Here is a 15,291-nt window from a genome sequence, read left to right as displayed (position 1 = left end):
CGATGCCACGCGCTTGTTACTCTTCGTCAGGCTTGCGCGGCGGGGCCGAGGGGTTGCGGACCCCAAGCGCACGCCAGCGCGCCAGTTCCGCCTGCTGGTCAAGACGATACTTGCGGTAGGCCTTGTAGTAGACGTTCACATTGAACAGGCGTTCCAGGATGCGACCGTTGTTGTCGCGCCGCCATTCCAGATCTTCCGAGGCCAAGGTCGCCCGAATACCGCCATCGACGCCGAACCGCCCGGCATGGGCGTACAGCGCCGAATCCGCCGCCGGAATCCCGCCCGCCGCCTTCGGATTGCCGCCCAGAGCGATTGCCGCGTCGGCCTCGGGGTTCTGGTCAGTCCGGTTGAACCCGCCCGGGGTCGGTTCTGGCAGTTCAGCCAGGTTTTCCGGCATTTCCAGGGGTTTCGGTGGCACGATGGCAAATTCGTCCGGGCCGGGACCCGACCGCAAGTTCATCAGCTGGGGGTCGCCCTTGCCGCCGCAGGCCGCCAGCGTGATCATCGTCGCACCCGCGATGATCGCCCTGCCTTTCATTGCCCGCATACCTGCCTCCGAACCGTCTTTTGCTCGTCTTAGCCTAAAGCCGCGCGGTCGTCACGCGGGATTAGCGCGCCTTGCGCTTGGGTTTTCCGTCTGTTGCCGATCCCTTCGCAAACATCACCAGCCCCAGCGCCCCGGCAAAGATCGCGATGTCGGCCACGTTGAAGGCATAGGGATTCTCGATCCCGCAGCAAGACATGTTCAGGAAGTCCGCCACCGCGCCATAGGCGATTCGGTCGATCACGTTGCCCAAGGCGCCGCCCACCAGCAGGCCGCCGGACAGTTCGGCCCAGGTGTTCCCCCGCTCGCGCCGCATCCACCAGACCACCCAGGCCGAGATCGCCAGCGCCAGCACGATCAGCCCCCAGCGCGCCAGGTCCGACCCGTGCGACAAGAGGCCAAAGTTGACGCCGTAGTTCCACGCCATGCGCAGGTTCAGGTAGGGCGGCAGCACGTCGATCTCGTGCCGGTTCATCAGGTCCAGCCCATGCACGACTGCCAGCTTCGACAGCTGGTCGATCCCGAAGGTCGCAAGCGCGGTGATCCAGAAACGTCGCATTTCAGTGCCGGAAATGCCGCTGGCCAGTGAAGACCATCGCCAGCCCACGCTCATCCGCAGCCGCGATCACCTCGTCGTCGCGCATCGACCCGCCCGGCTGGATGATCGCCGTCGCCCCCGCCTCGGCCGCCGTGATCAGCCCGTCGGCAAAGGGAAAGAACGCATCTGACGCCACGACCGACCCCTTGGTCAGCGGCCCGGGCAGGCCCAGCGCCTCGGCCATGTCCTCGGCTTTCCGGGCAGCGATGCGGGTGCTGTCGACCCGGCTCATCTGCCCCGCGCCGACACCCACGGTCGCGCCATCCTTGACGTAGATGATCGCGTTCGACTTCACATGCTTCGCCACCGTCCAGGCGAACATCAGATCGCGCATTTCGGCATCCGACGGCGCCCGCTTCGTCACCACCTTCAGGTCGGCAGGCGACACATGGCCGTTATCCCGGTCCTGCACCAGGAAACCCCCCGCCACCTGCTTGAACGCGAGGCCCCCGGCCTTCGGGTCAGGCAAAGCCCCCGTGGTCAGAAGCCGCAGGTTCTTCTTCCCCGCAAAGACCGCCTTCGCCTCCTCGGTGGCATCCGGAGCAATCACCACTTCGGTAAAGATCTTCACGATCTCCTCCGCCGTCGCCCCGTCAAGCACCTGATTCAACGCCACGATCCCGCCGAAGGCCGAGGTCTGGTCGCACTGATAGGCGCGGGTATAGGCCTCCACCAGCGTCCCGGCCGTTGCCACCCCACAGGGGTTCGCATGCTTGATGATCGCGCAGGCCGGGGCCGCGCCCGCGAACTCCGCCACCAGCTCGAACGCCGCATCGGTGTCGTTGATGTTGTTGTAGGACAACTCCTTGCCCTGCCACTGCCGCGCCGTCGCGACTCCGGGCCGGCGCGAGCCATCGGTGTAGAAGGCCGCCGCCTGATGCGGGTTCTCACCATAGCGCAGGGTCTGGGCCAGCCGCCCGGCAAAGCTGCGATAGCGCGGCGCAGGCTCCCTCACTTCGCCTGCCAGCCAGGTCGACACCGCCGTGTCATAGGCCGCGGTCTTCGCATAGGCCGTCAATGCCAGCTTCTGCCGGAATACCATGCTTGTCGCGCCGTCCTGCGCCCGCAACTGGTCCAGAAGCGCACTGTAATCCGCCGGGTCCGTCACCACCGTCACGAACCGATGGTTCTTCGCCGCCGCCCGGATCATCGCCGGCCCGCCGATGTCGATGTTCTCGATGCAGGTCGCATGATCTGCGCCCCGGGCCACCGTCTCTTCGAACGGGTAAAGGTTCACGATCAACAGGTCGATCGGCTCGATCCCATGCGCGGCCATCGCCACCAGGTGCTCGTCGTCATCCCGCAACGCCAACAGTCCGCCATGCACATTCGGGTGCAGCGTCTTGACCCGCCCGTCCATCATCTCGGGGAAACCAGTCACCTCGGCCACATCGCGCACCGCCAGCCCCGCCGCCCGCAGCATGCCCGACGTCCCGCCCGTGGAAATCAGCTCCACCCCGTACCCCGCCAGCGCCCGCGCCAGGTCCAGAAGTCCGGATTTGTCGGATACGGAAATCAGCGCGCGGCCGATGGGAACCAGGTTGGTCATGTCACACCCCTGTCAGTCTGGCAGCGGGTCCTCAGGCTCCACGCCCTCCAGGTCCCGGATCGCCAGCGGAGTATCCTTTGCCTTCGCCAAGGTCCAGCCTATCCGTGTCTCGAAGCCCCGCGCTTCCCCGCGCAGCACAATTTGCAGGCTGGGACGGGGGTGCAAACGCCCTTTTTCCAGGTAGGCCGAGGGCTCCAGCGCCAGTTCCGCCGCGCCCGAAGACCGGAAGATCCAGATCTCGCCGCTGCGCAGGACCATCGAGACAGCCGCGCCCCCCATGTCCAACGCCGCATCGACGTCAGGATGCAGGTGAAACCGCACCGCGAAACGCCCCGCCGCCATCGCGGTCGCGGTCATCACATCCTCGAACCGCTTTCGCGCCTCGGCCTTCAACGCGGTCAGCGCCTCCACCCCCGACAGCCGCCGCCCGTCATGGCTCAGGGTCAGACTGCGGCTTGCCGTCAGCCCATGCGTCCGCAGCCAGCCGTCATGCGCCAGGTACAGGTCCGTCCCCTCGCTGCCCGTGGTCATCCGCGTCGCCGTGACCTGCGCGCGATGCTCCAGCGCCTCGCCGGTCGGATACAGCCGGGACGAAGACACCCGGTCCATCGCCAGCACCGAATGGCACTCCGTCGCCCGCGCCGCCAGCCGCCACATCGGGCCAAAGGACAGCCCCGAGCCGCAGTTGACCACCACCGGCCGCCGCCCCGAGGTCAGCTCGAAGGCACAGGTCGAGGCATGCGCCGTCTCCGCCGCCCGTCCCCCCGGCGGGGCAGAGGCGTCAACGATCACCGTCGTCCGCCCGCCATGCAGCCGCGCATAGCCCATCGCGATGGCCGGGGTCGCCCCCGCCCGCACCGCCGCCAAGGCCAGCGCTTGGTCCAACCGCCCCTCCGCTCCCTTCTCGCCACCGTGAAACCGGGCCAACTCGCCATCGGCATGCCGCAACGCCCGCAAGGCCGGAGCAATCCGGGTGATCGCCGCCTGAACCGCAGGCGGGACCGTCTGGCCCGCCTCGCTCATCGCGCTGGCGGACCAGGTCAACAGCGTCAGGACATCCAGCAATTCCTCTGGGTTCCGCGTCGGAATCCCGCCTTCTGCGTCGACATCCGCCTCGCAGGCCGCCGCCAAGGCCTCGGTCGCGGGGCCCGTGAGCGCCTCCATCCCGATCAGCGAGATTCCGGCATAGACCAGCCCGGTCAGCGCCTCGAACCGGGGCAGCCCTTCCGCCGCACTGCGCCAGCGCCGCGCCAGATAGGCCGATTGCCGCGACAGCGACCGGTAGAACGCCTCGCTGTCGACCTTGTCCCGCCCACTCAGAAGGATCGTCGCGTGATGCACCCAGCGGATGATCCGCCGACCCGTAAGGTCGGGCGTCCACCCCGGCCCCCGCCCGCCCCCGAACTTCGCGATCCAGTCCCAAGTCCAGGCCTGCGCCCGCGCCTTCGCCTCTTTCGTCCCCAGCGCCGCCAGATCGTCCAGCCAGCCGAAGCCGTGAGCATCCCGGTCAAAGGCCGGATCCGGCGCCGCGATATCCCAGATCGACCCGCCCGGGGCTTCGGCCAGATGCCCGGCCAGAAGCACATTGCCCAGCACCAGCTGTCGCCCCCGGGTCAGCTGGCCGATGGACCGCGGCTCCGGCTGCGACACAAACCCACCCGCCGCCCGCGCTCCACGCGCAGCCAGCACCGCCAGCCTGTCGGCCAGCCGGTCAAATCGTTTCGACGTGCTGCTTGTGCTGCCCACGTCCTGCCTCGCTCGTTTGCCCGGTTCTCCCGGGTCGTCAGGCGATGATAGGACAGGGCAGGGCGTCTGTCACCAAGAACGGCCCACCTCAGGCCAGATGGTCGATGCGCCGCAGGAACTGCGCCAGATGCCCGACCTGATCCAGCCACCGCGCCAAAAGCTTCGGGTCATGCGGCGCGCCATGCACCCCCGCCGGGATTTCCCGCGCCAGCACCGCCTCGATTGCCAGCGACACCGGCACCGACACCAGCCGCCCCATCGCCGTGCCACGCACATCGCCCCAGGCATCCATCGCCCAGGTCTCGTGGAACACCGGCTTGCCGTCGCGTTCGGCCTTCAGCGCCACGAACAGCACCACCCGGTCCGGCTCACCCTCGGCATAGGAGTTGTCCTTGAGGAGAGCCGCCGCCCGGGCTTCCAGTGCCGCGTTGATCTCGGCCAGGGGTTTCCCCTCCAGCCCCTCGATCTCGCGGAAAATCGGCGCCCAGGCATCGGCCCAGCCGTTCAGCCGGATCGTGCCCCGGACGAAGTCCTTGACCTTCCAGTGCTTTTCAAACCGGTACTCGTCCATGAACGGATAGCTGTCGCGGTTCGGATAAACCTCGAAACTCTCCGGCTGCGGCAGCGGAGCATCATACCGGCTGATCGCATCCCAGGGCCGCGCGACCCGCAGCTCGGTGAAATGCCGCAAACTGCGCGAGGGCGACCGCAAAGCCTTCAGCACCCCCGCCGGGGCCCAGCTGAACTTGTAGCGGAAGGCATTCGCCTCTTTCGGCACCCCGCCGCAATAGCTGGTGAAACTCAGCACGTTGTCGTTGTGATAGGCTTTCGAGGCCCGATACCGCGCCACCAGATCATGCGCCATCAGGTGGTCGATGCCGGGGTCCAGCCCGACCTCGTTGATCGACACCAGCCCCGCCTCGCGGAAGGCCTGGTCGAGTTCCCGCATTTCGGGCGCGATGTAGGACGACGAACAGAAATTCGCGCCCTTCTCCAGACACAGCTTGGCGATCCCGACATGCTGGTCCGCAGGCAGCATTGACACAGCGATGTCACCTGGCTTCAACGCCGCGCCCAGCGCCTCAAGCGAAAACGCCCGGACATCCTGCGTCAGGTCGCCCACCTCGGCGCGGGCCTTCTCGACCGTGCGGTTCCAGACCACGACTGGATGCCCCGCCTCGATCAGCCGCCGCAGCCCCGGAATCGACGACAGCCCCGTGCCGCACCAATGGATCGTCATGCTCTCACTCCCCTTTGCCCCCAGAACCCAAAAATCTTAAGCAAGATTTTTGACAAATTCCTTCCTCAAGGAATTTGGGTCCCCGGATGATCTGTTGCTCACACGCCCGCGACGTGCCTGTCGAATTCCACCTTCGCCCGCCCCCAGACGCCCGCGTCCAGCGCCGTCAGCGTCAGCAGTGACGGCAGCAACTGCGCCGCATAGTCCTGCGAGGATTCCACCGGCATCAGTGAGGGCAGGTTGTCGATGGCCGTCACGTCCAGCGGTGGGTTGTCATGCACCCGCAAAGCCGGAGAATCCCACTCCGTCGCCCGGTCATAGACCTTGATGGGTGAGAAATCCGAGGTCGGGTCGCAGGCGATATCCCCGATCACCGTCAACTTCCGCGCATCGGTCTTAGCACTGGCCGGCACGAACACCGGACACCCCGGCCGCGCCAGAATGCAGTTCAGGAAAATCTCGTGCTGCAAGATCTCCGGGAACGGCCCGCCGCTCGCCGTCTCGGCCATGTCCCACTTCGTCACCGCGACACCCATCGCCGTGCACAGGTCCGCAGCCCCCGTGCCCACGCGCCCCAAGGCCCCGATGATGATCGCGCGCGGGCGACCAAGTCCCGCCAACTCCTCACCCAGCTGAGCCAGAAGCGCATCCTTCGATGGCACCTTCCGCACCGGCCCCGCGATCCCCCCGCGCTGTTGCGCCGCCCAGCATTTCAGGCTGACAGCCGCCCCCGCATAGCCCGCCCAATAGCCAAAGGCCGCCACCCGGCGACCGTCCTCGCCCACCAGATACTCCAGATCATACAACACCCCGCCGCCAGCCTTGAACCGCTGCAACAGCACCCGCCCCGCCGGTTGCCCCTTGTAGGCATGCCCGAACATGATGTGCCGGTGCGTCAGCGGCGTCCCATCCTCCGGCAATTCCTTCAGCCCGAAGATGATCGCATCGGCGGGAGCCTTCGGCCAAAGGTTCTCCTCGGCAATCTCGCACCCCGCCGCGACATAGCCGTCCAGCGGGATCGCCCGGACCGACGACCGCTCCACCGTCACCCGGATCCCCGCCTTCACCAGCGCCGCCGCGCCTTCGGGCGTCAGACCGACCCGCTCTTCATTCGGCCGCTGTTCCGCGCGCACCCAAAGATGGGTCATGTCCCCGTCCCTCCCCAAGCTCTCGGCCCTCGTGATAGCCCAAGACCCCCCGCTGCAAAACCCCGCAAACAGACTGTTTCCAGCCCTTCCCGACTTGCAATGCGACACATATCGTCGCAAGTCTGCCCCACCCGTTCCTTCCGAGTTTTGCCAATGCAGATTGAGCCCACCGCGATTTCCGACGTCCTGATCCTCACCCCCCGCCGCTTTGGCGACGCGCGCGGCTGGTTCATGGAAACCTGGAACGCCGCCCGCATGGCCGACGCGGGCCTCGACCTGCCTTGGGTGCAGGACAACCACTCCTTCTCGGCCACCAAAGGCACCCTGCGTGGCCTCCACTTCCAGTCCCCACCCCGCGCACAGGACAAGCTGGTCCGCTGCTCGCGCGGTGCGATCCTTGACGTCGCTGTCGACATCCGCACCGGTTCGCCCACCTACGGCCAACACGTTTCCGTCGAACTGACCCCAGACAACGGCCGCCAGCTGTTCGTTCCCAAGGGCTTCCTGCACGGCTTCGTCACCCTCACCGACGACACCGAGGTGCAGTACAAATGCTCTGACCTCTACAGCCCCGAAAACGACGGCGCCGTCCGCTGGGATGACCCGACCCTTGGCATCGACTGGGGCACCACGACGCCGATCCTGTCCGACAAAGACGCCAAGGCCCCCCTCCTGTCAGACATCGGCCACCCCTTCCGCTACGGGGTCCCCGAATGAAGCTCCTCGTCACCGGCGGCTGCGGCTTCATCGGCTCCGCCGTCGTCCGCCTGGCCGTCCAACGTGGCCACGAAGTCGTCAACCTCGACGCAATGACCTATGCCGCGAACGCCGCCAACGTGGCCTCCGTCGCCCAGTCCAACCTCTACAGCTTCGAACAAGCCGACATCCGCGACCGCTCTGCCCTTGACCGCATCTTCGCGCTGCACAACCCCACCGCAGTGATGCACCTCGCCGCCGAAAGCCACGTCGACCGCTCCATCGACGGCCCGGCGGACTTCATCGAAACGAACATCACCGGCACCTTCAACATGCTGGAGGCCGCCCGCGCCCACTGGACCCGCGCCGGAAAACCCGAAGCCTTCCGCTTCCACCACATCTCCACCGACGAGGTCTTCGGCTCCCTCGGCCTCGAAGGCCAGTTCACCGAACACACCCCCTACGACCCCCGCTCGCCCTATTCCGCGTCGAAAGCCGCCTCCGACCACCTCGTCCGCGCCTGGGCCGAGACCTACGGACTACCCGTGGTCCTCACCAACTGCTCGAACAACTACGGCCCCTACCACTTCCCCGAGAAACTGATCCCCGTCGTCATCCTGAACGCCTTGCACGGCAAGCCCATCCCCGTCTACGGCAAGGGCGAAAACATCCGCGACTGGCTTTACGTCGAAGACCACGCCGACGCCCTCCTCCTCGTCCTGGAAAAGGGCGCACTCAACCGCAGCTACAACATCGGCGGCGAGAACGAACGTCGCAACATCGACCTCGTCCGCACCATCTGCGCCCTCCTTGACGAGATGGCCCCCAAGGCCACCCCCTATTCCGACCAGATCACCTTCGTCACCGACCGCCCCGGCCACGACGCCCGCTACGCCATCGACCCCTCCCGCATCCGCGACGAACTCGGCTGGCGGCCCTCGGTCACCGTCGAAGAGGGCCTCAGACGCACCGTCCGCTGGTATCTCGACAACGAAGCCTGGTGGCGCCCGCTCCTGAACCGGCAAGGCGTGGGCGAAAGGCTGGGCAAGGCATGAAGCTTCTCGTTTTCGGCAAGACCGGCCAGGTCGCCCGCGAGCTTCAGCGCCTCGCCCCCGACGCCACCTACCTTGGCCGCGACGAGGCTGACCTGACGAACCCCGCCGCCTGCGCCGCCGCGATCGCAGCCTCTGACGCCCAGGCAATCATCAACGCCGCCGCCTGGACCGCCGTCGACAAGGCAGAAACCGAGGAAGCTGCCGCCACCACGGTCAACGGCGACGCCCCCACCGCCATGGCCCAAGCCGCCGCCGCGAAGGGCGTGCCCTTCCTCCACATCTCCACCGACTACGTCTTCGACGGCGCAGGTGATCAGCCCTTCACTCCCGACCACCCCACCGCCCCGCAAAACGCCTACGGCCGCTCCAAACTTGCCGGCGAAAAAGGCGTCCGCGCCGCTAGCGGAAACCACCTCATCCTCCGCACCTCCTGGGTCGTCTCCGCTCATGGCGCAAACTTCGTGAAAACGATGCTGCGGCTCGGGGCCGAGCGGGAAAGCCTGAACGTCGTCGCCGACCAGATCGGCGGCCCGACCCCCGCCGCCGCCATCGCCGACGCGCTTCTCACCGCCGCCAAAGCCATGACCCAAGGCGCAAGCGGCGGCACCCACCACTTCTCCGGCGCCCCCGACACCAGTTGGGCCGATTTCGCCCGCGCCATCATGGCCGAGGCAAACCTGCCCTGCCGGATCAATGACATCCCCACCGCCGAATACCCCACCCCGGCCAAACGACCGCTGAATTCCCGCCTTGATTGCAGTGCATTTACCGCCGCATTCGGCATCCCCCGCCCCGACTGGCGGCAGGGTCTGAAAGCGATCGTGAAGGAGCTGACCCAATGACCCGCAAAGGCATCCTCCTCGCCGGGGGCACCGGCTCCCGCCTCTGGCCGATCACGCTGGGCACCTCCAAGCAACTGCTGCCGATCTACGACAAGCCGATGATCTACTACCCGATCTCGGTCCTGATGCTGGCGGGCATCCGCGAGATCGCGATCATCACCACCCCCGAAGACCAGCCCCAGTTCCAGCGCCTTCTGGGCGACGGCAGCCAATGGGGCGTCAGCTTCACCTGGATCATCCAGGAAAAGCCGGAAGGTCTGGCGCAGGCCTACCTTCTGACCCGCGACTTCCTGAACGGCGCGCCCTCGGCCATGGTCCTTGGCGACAACATCTTCTTCGGCCACGGCCTGCCCGAGATTCTGCACCGCGCCAACCAACAACCCTCGGGCGGGACAGTCTTCGGCTACCATGTCTCCGACCCCGAACGCTACGGCGTGGCGGCCTTCGACGCCGATGGCCGCGTCACCCAGATCATCGAGAAGCCCAAGGACCCCCCCTCCAGCTTTGCCATCACCGGCCTCTATTTCCTCGACGGCCGCGCCCCTGACATCGCCGCGCAGATCAAGCCCTCCCCGCGTGGCGAGCTTGAAATCGTCGACGTCCTCGAACACTACCTCGCCGAGGGCTCGCTCCAGGTCGAACGCATGGGCCGCGGCTTTGCCTGGCTCGACACCGGCACCCCGGGCAGCCTCCTCGACGCCGGGAACTTCGTCCGCACCTTGCAGGACCGCCAAGGCATGCAGGTCGGCTCCCCGGACGAGATCGCCTTCCAGATGGGCTGGATCGACCGCGCCGGGATGGAACGCCAAGCCCAGGTCTTCGGCAAGTCCAGCTACGGCGCGCACCTGACCAGCGTCCTCAAGGAACAGCCCGCCCCGAAACGCTAGGCCCCCACCCAAACCATTTGCCCTTTTCCAAATACTCCCGCCGGAGGCAGCAACGCCCCGGCCAAAGCCGACGCATCCAGTTCCGCGCACCCGCCCCGTGCCTCCCCTCTCCCTCCGTGGGGAGGGGTCGGGGGTGGGGGCGCCCGCTCAGCCTCGCACGCGCTCCAGAACCTGACCCAGCGCCCCTCGCAAAGCCGCGACCCCGCCTTCCTCGCCGAACACCCGGAACACCTGCTCGTTCAGCCCGCCATGCGTCGAATACTCGTCGCGCAGCGCGCCGAAACTCTTCCCAGACCCTTCCGCCTCCCGCCCCAGATTGGCGAACAGCCCCGCCATGTAGTCCTTGGCCGCAGCCTCCGGTAGGCCCCGCTCCACCAGCCAATCCTGCGCCACCTCCAACAGCCCGAAGTAGCTCCCCATCAGAGCCGACCCCACGGCCAGCAGGTCGAACTCCTCCTGCGTCCGGCATTCCACCGCCTGCCCCAGCCGGTCGAACAGCGCCGCCACCTCCGGGTCAGGCGGAATGATCGGCGTCACACGGCGCCGGTCCGCCACAAAGGGCAGCGGGATCGCCCGGATCACCGGCAGGTCCAGCCCTATCCACCCCCGGATCACCTCGACCGGCGTCGCCGCCACCAGGCTCAGCACCTTCTGCCCCGCCCGGAATCGCAGCCCCCGCACGACCTCCTCCGCCACCTGCGGCCGGATCGCCAGCACCACCATGTCACACTGCTCGACGACCGCCTGATTGCTCTCGGCCACCGTCACTCCAGGAAACCGCCGGGCCAGGTCCGCCGCCATCGCAGCGCCACGAGGCGACAGGACCACCCCGCCGCCCAGCCCCTCGACCATCGCCGCAGTGATGTTTCCCGTCCCGATGAACCCCAGACGCACCGCAATCCCCACCTTCCAGACCCAGCGACGTTGCAAGGGAAGTGCCGCCGCATCAACCCGCGTCCCCTCTCCCCCAGGGGGAGAGGGTCAGGGTGAGGGGGTTGCAGCCAGCCCCAGAAAAGAGGTTAATCAATTCTCAACGGCTGAGACCAAGCCATTGATCTTGCAAAGGTATCAGCGTTTGTCCACCGTGGACAGCCTCACGCCGCCTCGGCCACCGGCCGCCGGATCGCGGGCCCGGCGTCCCGAACCAGAGGCCGCAGCCCCGCCCCGCCCGCATCCAGGATCTCGAACAGCTGCCGCCGCATCCGGGGGTCCCAGAAGTCGTTGATGTGGGCCGCAAGCAGCGCCACCCCCTCGTCATGCGGCTTCGATTCCATGAACTTGGCGATGTCGTTCGCCATCCGCGTGATCTTTTCAACCGACATGCGGCACCTCCGTCAAAATCCGATCCGTGTGGCTGAAGACCTCGAACCGGTCCCCCTTCGCCAAGGCAATCAGAGTAATCCCCGACGCCTCCGCCAGCTCCACCGCCGCGACCGTCGGGGCCGACACGGCAATCACCATCGGCGCCCCCAGCATCGCGACCTTCTGCACCATGTCCGTCGACACCCGGCTGGTCAGCACCACAGCACCCTGCGGCGCGATCCCCTGCCGCATCATCCCGCCCACCAGCTTGTCCAGCGCGTTGTGTCGGCCCACGTCCTCACGCGCGAGCAGCACCCGCCCGTTCCAGAACGCCGCCCCATGCACCGCCCGCGTCGCGTCGTGCAGCCGCTGCTCCCCCTGCAAGGCCGCCACTGCCGCCAGAACCTGCGCCGGGGTCATCCGGAACCGCGACGGCACCACCACCGGCACCTCGCGCAGCGCCTGGTCGATGCTGTCGATCCCGCAGAGCCCGCAGCCCACCGGCCCCGCCATCACCCGCCGCCGCGCCGCCAGCCGAGCGTCCGCTTCGGGCCGCAACCAGACCTGCACGTCAACGCCCCGGTCAACCTCGACCACTTCGACGGACAAAATCTCCTCCGGCCGGGCGATTCCCTCGGTCAGCGCGAACCCGACCCCGAAGTCCTCCAGGTCCGCCGGCGTCGCCATCATCACCGCCTGCGTCGTCCCGTTGAACGACAGCGCCACGGCCACCTCATCGGGCAGCACCCGTTCTCCGGCCGCAACCGAAGACCCGAACACCAGCCGAGGGGTTGGCCGCGCGCCCTTCATTCCGCCGCCAGAATCCGCCGCGACAGGGCAGCCTGCGCCGCGTATTCCTCCTGCCATTCCGACGGCCCGTTCGAGGGGCTGACCTGCACCGCCGTCACCTTGTATTCCGGGCAGTTCGTCGCCCAGTCGCTGAAGTCCGTCGTGATGACGTTCGCCTGCGTGTCCGGGTGGTGGAAGGTCGTGTAGACCACGCCGGGCGAAACCTTGTCGGTGATCGTCGCGCGCAGGGTTGTTTCCCCCGACCGCGAGGCGAGACGGACGAAGTCGCCATCCCGGACGCCCCGGTTTTCGGCGTCGTGCGGGTGGATTTCCAGCACGTCCTCGTCATGCCAGACCACGTTCGCCGTGCGCCGCGTCTGAGCGCCGACGTTGTACTGCGACAGGATGCGACCCGTCGTCAGCAGCAGCGGGAAGCGCGGCCCGGTTTTCTCATCCGTCGCCACGTATTCGGTGCGGATGAACTTGCCCTTGCCCCGGACAAACCCGTCGATGTGCATCAGCGGCGTGCCCTCGGGCGCCTTGTCGTTGCAGGGCCACTGGATCGAGCCCATCGTCTCGATCTTCTCATAGGACACCCCCGCGAAGGACGGGGTCGTCATGGCGATCTCTTCCATGATCTGGCTCGGGTGAGTGTAACCCCAATCCGCGCCCATCGCTTTGGCGAAAAGCTGCGTCACTTCCCAGTCGGCATAGCCCTGCTTCGGCGCCATCACCTTGCGGACCATGTTTATCCGACGCTCGGCATTGGTGAAGGTGCCGTCCTTTTCCAGGAACGAAGACCCGGGGAAGAACACATGCGCGTAGTTCGCGGTTTCGTTCAGGAACAGGTCGTGGACGATCACGCACTCCATCGCCGCCAGACCCGCCGCGACGTGGTGGGTGTCGGGGTCGGATTGCAGGATGTCCTCACCCTGGCAATACAACCCCTTGAACGTCCCCTCGACCGCCGCGTCGAGCATGTTCGGGATGCGCAGGCCGGGTTCCGGGTCCAGCGTGACGCCCCAGGCCTTCTCGTAGATCGCACGGACTTCGGGGTTCTTCACATGGCGATAGCCCGGCAGCTCATGCGGGAAGGACCCCATGTCGCAAGAGCCCTGCACGTTGTTCTGCCCCCGCAGCGGGTTCACCCCCACCCCGCGCCGCCCGATGTTGCCGGTCAGCATGGCGAGGTTGGCGATGCCGATGACGGTGGTGGACCCTTGCGAATGCTCGGTCACGCCCAGCCCATAGTAGATCGCCGCATTGCCGCCCGTCGCATACAGCCGCGCCGCCTGCCGGATTTCCTCAGCCGGAACGCCAGTAACCATCTGCACCGCTTCCGGCGAGTGGTTCGGGAGGCTGATGAACTCGGCATAATCCTGGAACTCGTCCCAGTCACAGCGGGTGCGGATGAACTCTTCGTTGTACAGCTTCTCCGTCACGATCACATGCGCCAGCGCCGAAACCACAGCCACGTTCGTCCCCGGCGTCAGCGCCAGGTGATGCGCGGCCTTGTAGTGCGGGCCTTCCACGGTTTCCGTCCGGCGCGGGTCGACGACGATCAGCTTCGCTCCCTTCCGCAGGCGCTTCTTCATCCGGCTGGCGAACACCGGGTGCCCGGCATGGGGGTTGGCCCCGATCACCATGATGACGTCGGCTTCCTCAACGGAATCAAAGTCTTGCGTCCCTGCCGAGGTGCCGAAGGTCTGCCCCAGCCCATAGCCCGTCGGCGAATGGCACACCCGCGCGCAGGTGTCGGTGTTGTTGTTCATGAACACCGCACGGGTCAGCTTCTGAACAAGGTAAGCCTCTTCGTTCGTGCAGCGGCTGGAGGTGATGACCCCCACCGAATTCCGCCCGTACTTGGCCTGGATGCCCTTCATCTTGGCCGCCGCAAACTCCATCGCCTCCGCCCAGGACACTTCCTGCCAGGGCTGGTCGATGCTGTCGCGGATCATCGGCTTCAGGATGCGATCCTGGTGCGTAGCGTAGCCATAGGCGAAGCGGCCCTTGACGCAGGAATGGCCCCGGTTCGCCTTGCCGTGTTTGTAGGGGGTCATGCGAACCAGCTCATCGCCGCGCATTTCCGCCTTGAACTGGCAACCCACGCCGCAATAGGCGCAGGTGGTGATGACGGCATGTGACGGCGTGCCGATCTCGATGATCGACTTCTCCTGCAGGGTCGCCGTCGGGCAGGCCTGCACGCAGGCGCCACAGCTGACGCAATCCGAGGCCAGCGCGTTGTCGGTCTTCGCCCCGAAGGACACGCGGCTGTCAAAGCCCCGGCCCTCGATGGTCAGCGCGAAAGTCCCCTGCACTTCCTCGCAAGCCCGCACACAGCGCGAGCAGACGATGCACTTCTGCGGGTCGTAGCTGAAATAGGGGTTGGAATCGTCGCGCGGTATATACAGCGGGTTCGCTTCGCCCGAGGTGTTCTTCACCTTGAAGTGTGTATCTACAGCCTCATACCGCACATCGCGTAGGCCCACGGCCCCCGCCATGTCCTGCAGCTCACAATCGCCGTTGGCCGAGCAGGTCAGGCAATCCAGCGGGTGGTCCGAGATATACAGCTCCATCACTCCGCGCCGCAGCTGTTTCAGCTTGGCGTTCTGGGTGTGGACCTTTAGGCCGGGCGCAACCGGAGTGGTGCAAGAGGCAGGCGTCCCATTCCGCCCCTCGATCTCTACCAGGCACAGCCGGCAGGAGCCGAACGCGTCAACGCTGTCGGTGGCGCAAAGCTTCGGCACCTGAATGCCCGCCTCAGCCGCCGCGCGCATGATGCTGGTGCCTTCCGGGACCGTCACGTCAAAGCCGTCGATGGTCAGGGTGACCATCGTCTTGGACTTGGCGGCAGGGGTGCCGAAATCGCGGTCGGGGATGATGAAGTCTTTCATC

Annotated in this window: 14 protein-coding genes; 4 read left to right on the top strand and 10 right to left on the bottom strand. The window is 66.7% G+C overall.

All coding sequences use genetic code 11. The features are described 5' to 3' along the window. Window positions 1–16 precede the first annotated feature (16 nt). The 6 genes from E8M84_RS01950 to E8M84_RS01925 form a co-directional block, all read right to left on the bottom strand. Window positions 17–547 carry a DUF3035 domain-containing protein gene (locus tag E8M84_RS01950; RefSeq protein ID WP_137109489.1) on the bottom strand — a complete coding sequence of 177 codons (531 nt, stop codon included), beginning with the start codon at window positions 545–547 and terminating at the stop codon, window positions 17–19. A gap of 61 nt (window positions 548–608) precedes the next feature. Next, window positions 609–1,103 (bottom strand): signal peptidase II, encoded by a 495-nt coding sequence (lspA, locus tag E8M84_RS01945; RefSeq protein ID WP_137109488.1) that lies wholly within the window; start codon window positions 1,101–1,103, stop codon window positions 609–611. 1 nt (window position 1,104) lies between these two features. Next, window positions 1,105–2,691 (bottom strand): bifunctional phosphoribosylaminoimidazolecarboxamide formyltransferase/IMP cyclohydrolase, encoded by a 1,587-nt coding sequence (gene purH, locus E8M84_RS01940; RefSeq protein WP_137109487.1) that lies wholly within the window; start codon window positions 2,689–2,691, stop codon window positions 1,105–1,107. Window positions 2,692–2,703: 12 nt separating this feature from the next. After that, complete coding sequence (locus tag E8M84_RS01935; RefSeq protein WP_137109486.1) at window positions 2,704–4,437, bottom strand: heparinase II/III family protein; 1,734 nt, start codon at window positions 4,435–4,437, stop codon at window positions 2,704–2,706. A gap of 88 nt (window positions 4,438–4,525) precedes the next feature. Then, the gene (locus E8M84_RS01930; RefSeq protein WP_137109485.1) at window positions 4,526–5,677 is read right to left on the bottom strand and encodes a saccharopine dehydrogenase family protein; all 1,152 of its coding nucleotides are present in this window, start codon (window positions 5,675–5,677) and stop codon (window positions 4,526–4,528) included. A gap of 98 nt (window positions 5,678–5,775) precedes the next feature. After that, window positions 5,776–6,825, bottom strand: a complete 1,050-nt coding sequence (locus tag E8M84_RS01925) for a saccharopine dehydrogenase (RefSeq protein ID WP_137109484.1) — start codon at window positions 6,823–6,825, stop codon at window positions 5,776–5,778. A 153-nt stretch (window positions 6,826–6,978) separates the two neighbouring features. Here E8M84_RS01925 and rfbC point away from each other — a divergent pair, with 153 nt between their 5' ends. Genes rfbC through rfbA form a run of 4 tightly spaced genes read left to right on the top strand, consistent with a single transcriptional unit; the run spans window position 6,979 to window position 10,305 of the window. Beyond that, window positions 6,979–7,542 carry a dTDP-4-dehydrorhamnose 3,5-epimerase gene (rfbC, locus tag E8M84_RS01920; protein ID WP_137109483.1) on the top strand — a complete coding sequence of 188 codons (564 nt, stop codon included), beginning with the start codon at window positions 6,979–6,981 and terminating at the stop codon, window positions 7,540–7,542. Next, the gene (gene rfbB / locus E8M84_RS01915) at window positions 7,539–8,576 is read left to right on the top strand and encodes a dTDP-glucose 4,6-dehydratase (protein WP_137109482.1); all 1,038 of its coding nucleotides are present in this window, start codon (window positions 7,539–7,541) and stop codon (window positions 8,574–8,576) included. The genes rfbC and rfbB overlap by 4 nt, the downstream gene beginning before the upstream one ends. After that, window positions 8,573–9,418 (top strand): dTDP-4-dehydrorhamnose reductase, encoded by an 846-nt coding sequence (gene rfbD / locus E8M84_RS01910; RefSeq protein WP_137109481.1) that lies wholly within the window; start codon window positions 8,573–8,575, stop codon window positions 9,416–9,418. Before rfbB ends, rfbD begins: the two co-directional genes overlap by 4 nt. Beyond that, on the top strand, window positions 9,415–10,305 hold the full coding sequence (rfbA, locus tag E8M84_RS01905; RefSeq protein ID WP_137109480.1) for a glucose-1-phosphate thymidylyltransferase RfbA: 891 nt from the start codon (window positions 9,415–9,417) through the stop codon (window positions 10,303–10,305). Before rfbD ends, rfbA begins: the two co-directional genes overlap by 4 nt. A 147-nt stretch (window positions 10,306–10,452) precedes the next feature. Here rfbA and E8M84_RS01900 read toward each other — a convergent pair whose 3' ends face one another. The 4 genes from E8M84_RS01900 to fdhF form a co-directional block, all read right to left on the bottom strand. Continuing rightward, window positions 10,453–11,235, bottom strand: coding sequence for a pyrroline-5-carboxylate reductase (locus tag E8M84_RS01900; protein ID WP_205914555.1), 783 nt, complete (start codon window positions 11,233–11,235; stop codon window positions 10,453–10,455). Window positions 11,236–11,399: 164 nt separating this feature from the next. Then, window positions 11,400–11,627 (bottom strand): formate dehydrogenase subunit delta, encoded by a 228-nt coding sequence (locus tag E8M84_RS01895; protein WP_137109479.1) that lies wholly within the window; start codon window positions 11,625–11,627, stop codon window positions 11,400–11,402. Continuing rightward, window positions 11,617–12,417: a formate dehydrogenase accessory sulfurtransferase FdhD gene (gene fdhD / locus E8M84_RS01890; protein ID WP_137109478.1), complete on the bottom strand. Its 801-nt coding sequence runs from the start codon at window positions 12,415–12,417 to the stop codon at window positions 11,617–11,619. Before fdhD ends, E8M84_RS01895 begins: the two co-directional genes overlap by 11 nt. Beyond that, window positions 12,414–15,290 (bottom strand): formate dehydrogenase subunit alpha, encoded by a 2,877-nt coding sequence (gene fdhF / locus E8M84_RS01885; RefSeq protein WP_137109477.1) that lies wholly within the window; start codon window positions 15,288–15,290, stop codon window positions 12,414–12,416. Before fdhF ends, fdhD begins: the two co-directional genes overlap by 4 nt. Window position 15,291 lies beyond the last annotated feature (1 nt).

This window comes from Rhodobacter sp. SY28-1 (genome assembly GCF_005222785.1).
GTDB lineage: Bacteria > Pseudomonadota > Alphaproteobacteria > Rhodobacterales > Rhodobacteraceae > Tabrizicola.
This window is presented reverse-complemented; position numbering and strand designations above follow the sequence as displayed.

Excerpts from the sequence above, each read along its gene's own strand:
- E8M84_RS01950 (WP_137109489.1), bottom strand. The coding sequence starts at position 547 with ATGCGGGCAATGAAAGGCAGGGCGATCATCGCGGGTGCGACGATGATC.
- lspA (WP_137109488.1), bottom strand. The coding sequence starts at position 1,103 with ATGCGACGTTTCTGGATCACCGCGCTTGCGACCTTCGGGATCGACCAG.
- purH (WP_137109487.1), bottom strand. The coding sequence starts at position 2,691 with ATGACCAACCTGGTTCCCATCGGCCGCGCGCTGATTTCCGTATCCGAC.
- E8M84_RS01930 (WP_137109485.1), bottom strand. The coding sequence starts at position 5,677 with ATGACGATCCATTGGTGCGGCACGGGGCTGTCGTCGATTCCGGGGCTG.
- E8M84_RS01925 (WP_137109484.1), bottom strand. The coding sequence starts at position 6,825 with ATGACCCATCTTTGGGTGCGCGCGGAACAGCGGCCGAATGAAGAGCGG.
- rfbC (WP_137109483.1), top strand. The coding sequence starts at position 6,979 with ATGCAGATTGAGCCCACCGCGATTTCCGACGTCCTGATCCTCACCCCC.
- rfbB (WP_137109482.1), top strand. The coding sequence starts at position 7,539 with ATGAAGCTCCTCGTCACCGGCGGCTGCGGCTTCATCGGCTCCGCCGTC.
- rfbD (WP_137109481.1), top strand. The coding sequence starts at position 8,573 with ATGAAGCTTCTCGTTTTCGGCAAGACCGGCCAGGTCGCCCGCGAGCTT.
- rfbA (WP_137109480.1), top strand. The coding sequence starts at position 9,415 with ATGACCCGCAAAGGCATCCTCCTCGCCGGGGGCACCGGCTCCCGCCTC.
- E8M84_RS01895 (WP_137109479.1), bottom strand. The coding sequence starts at position 11,627 with ATGTCGGTTGAAAAGATCACGCGGATGGCGAACGACATCGCCAAGTTC.
- fdhD (WP_137109478.1), bottom strand. The coding sequence starts at position 12,417 with ATGAAGGGCGCGCGGCCAACCCCTCGGCTGGTGTTCGGGTCTTCGGTT.
- fdhF (WP_137109477.1), bottom strand. The coding sequence starts at position 15,290 with ATGAAAGACTTCATCATCCCCGACCGCGATTTCGGCACCCCTGCCGCC.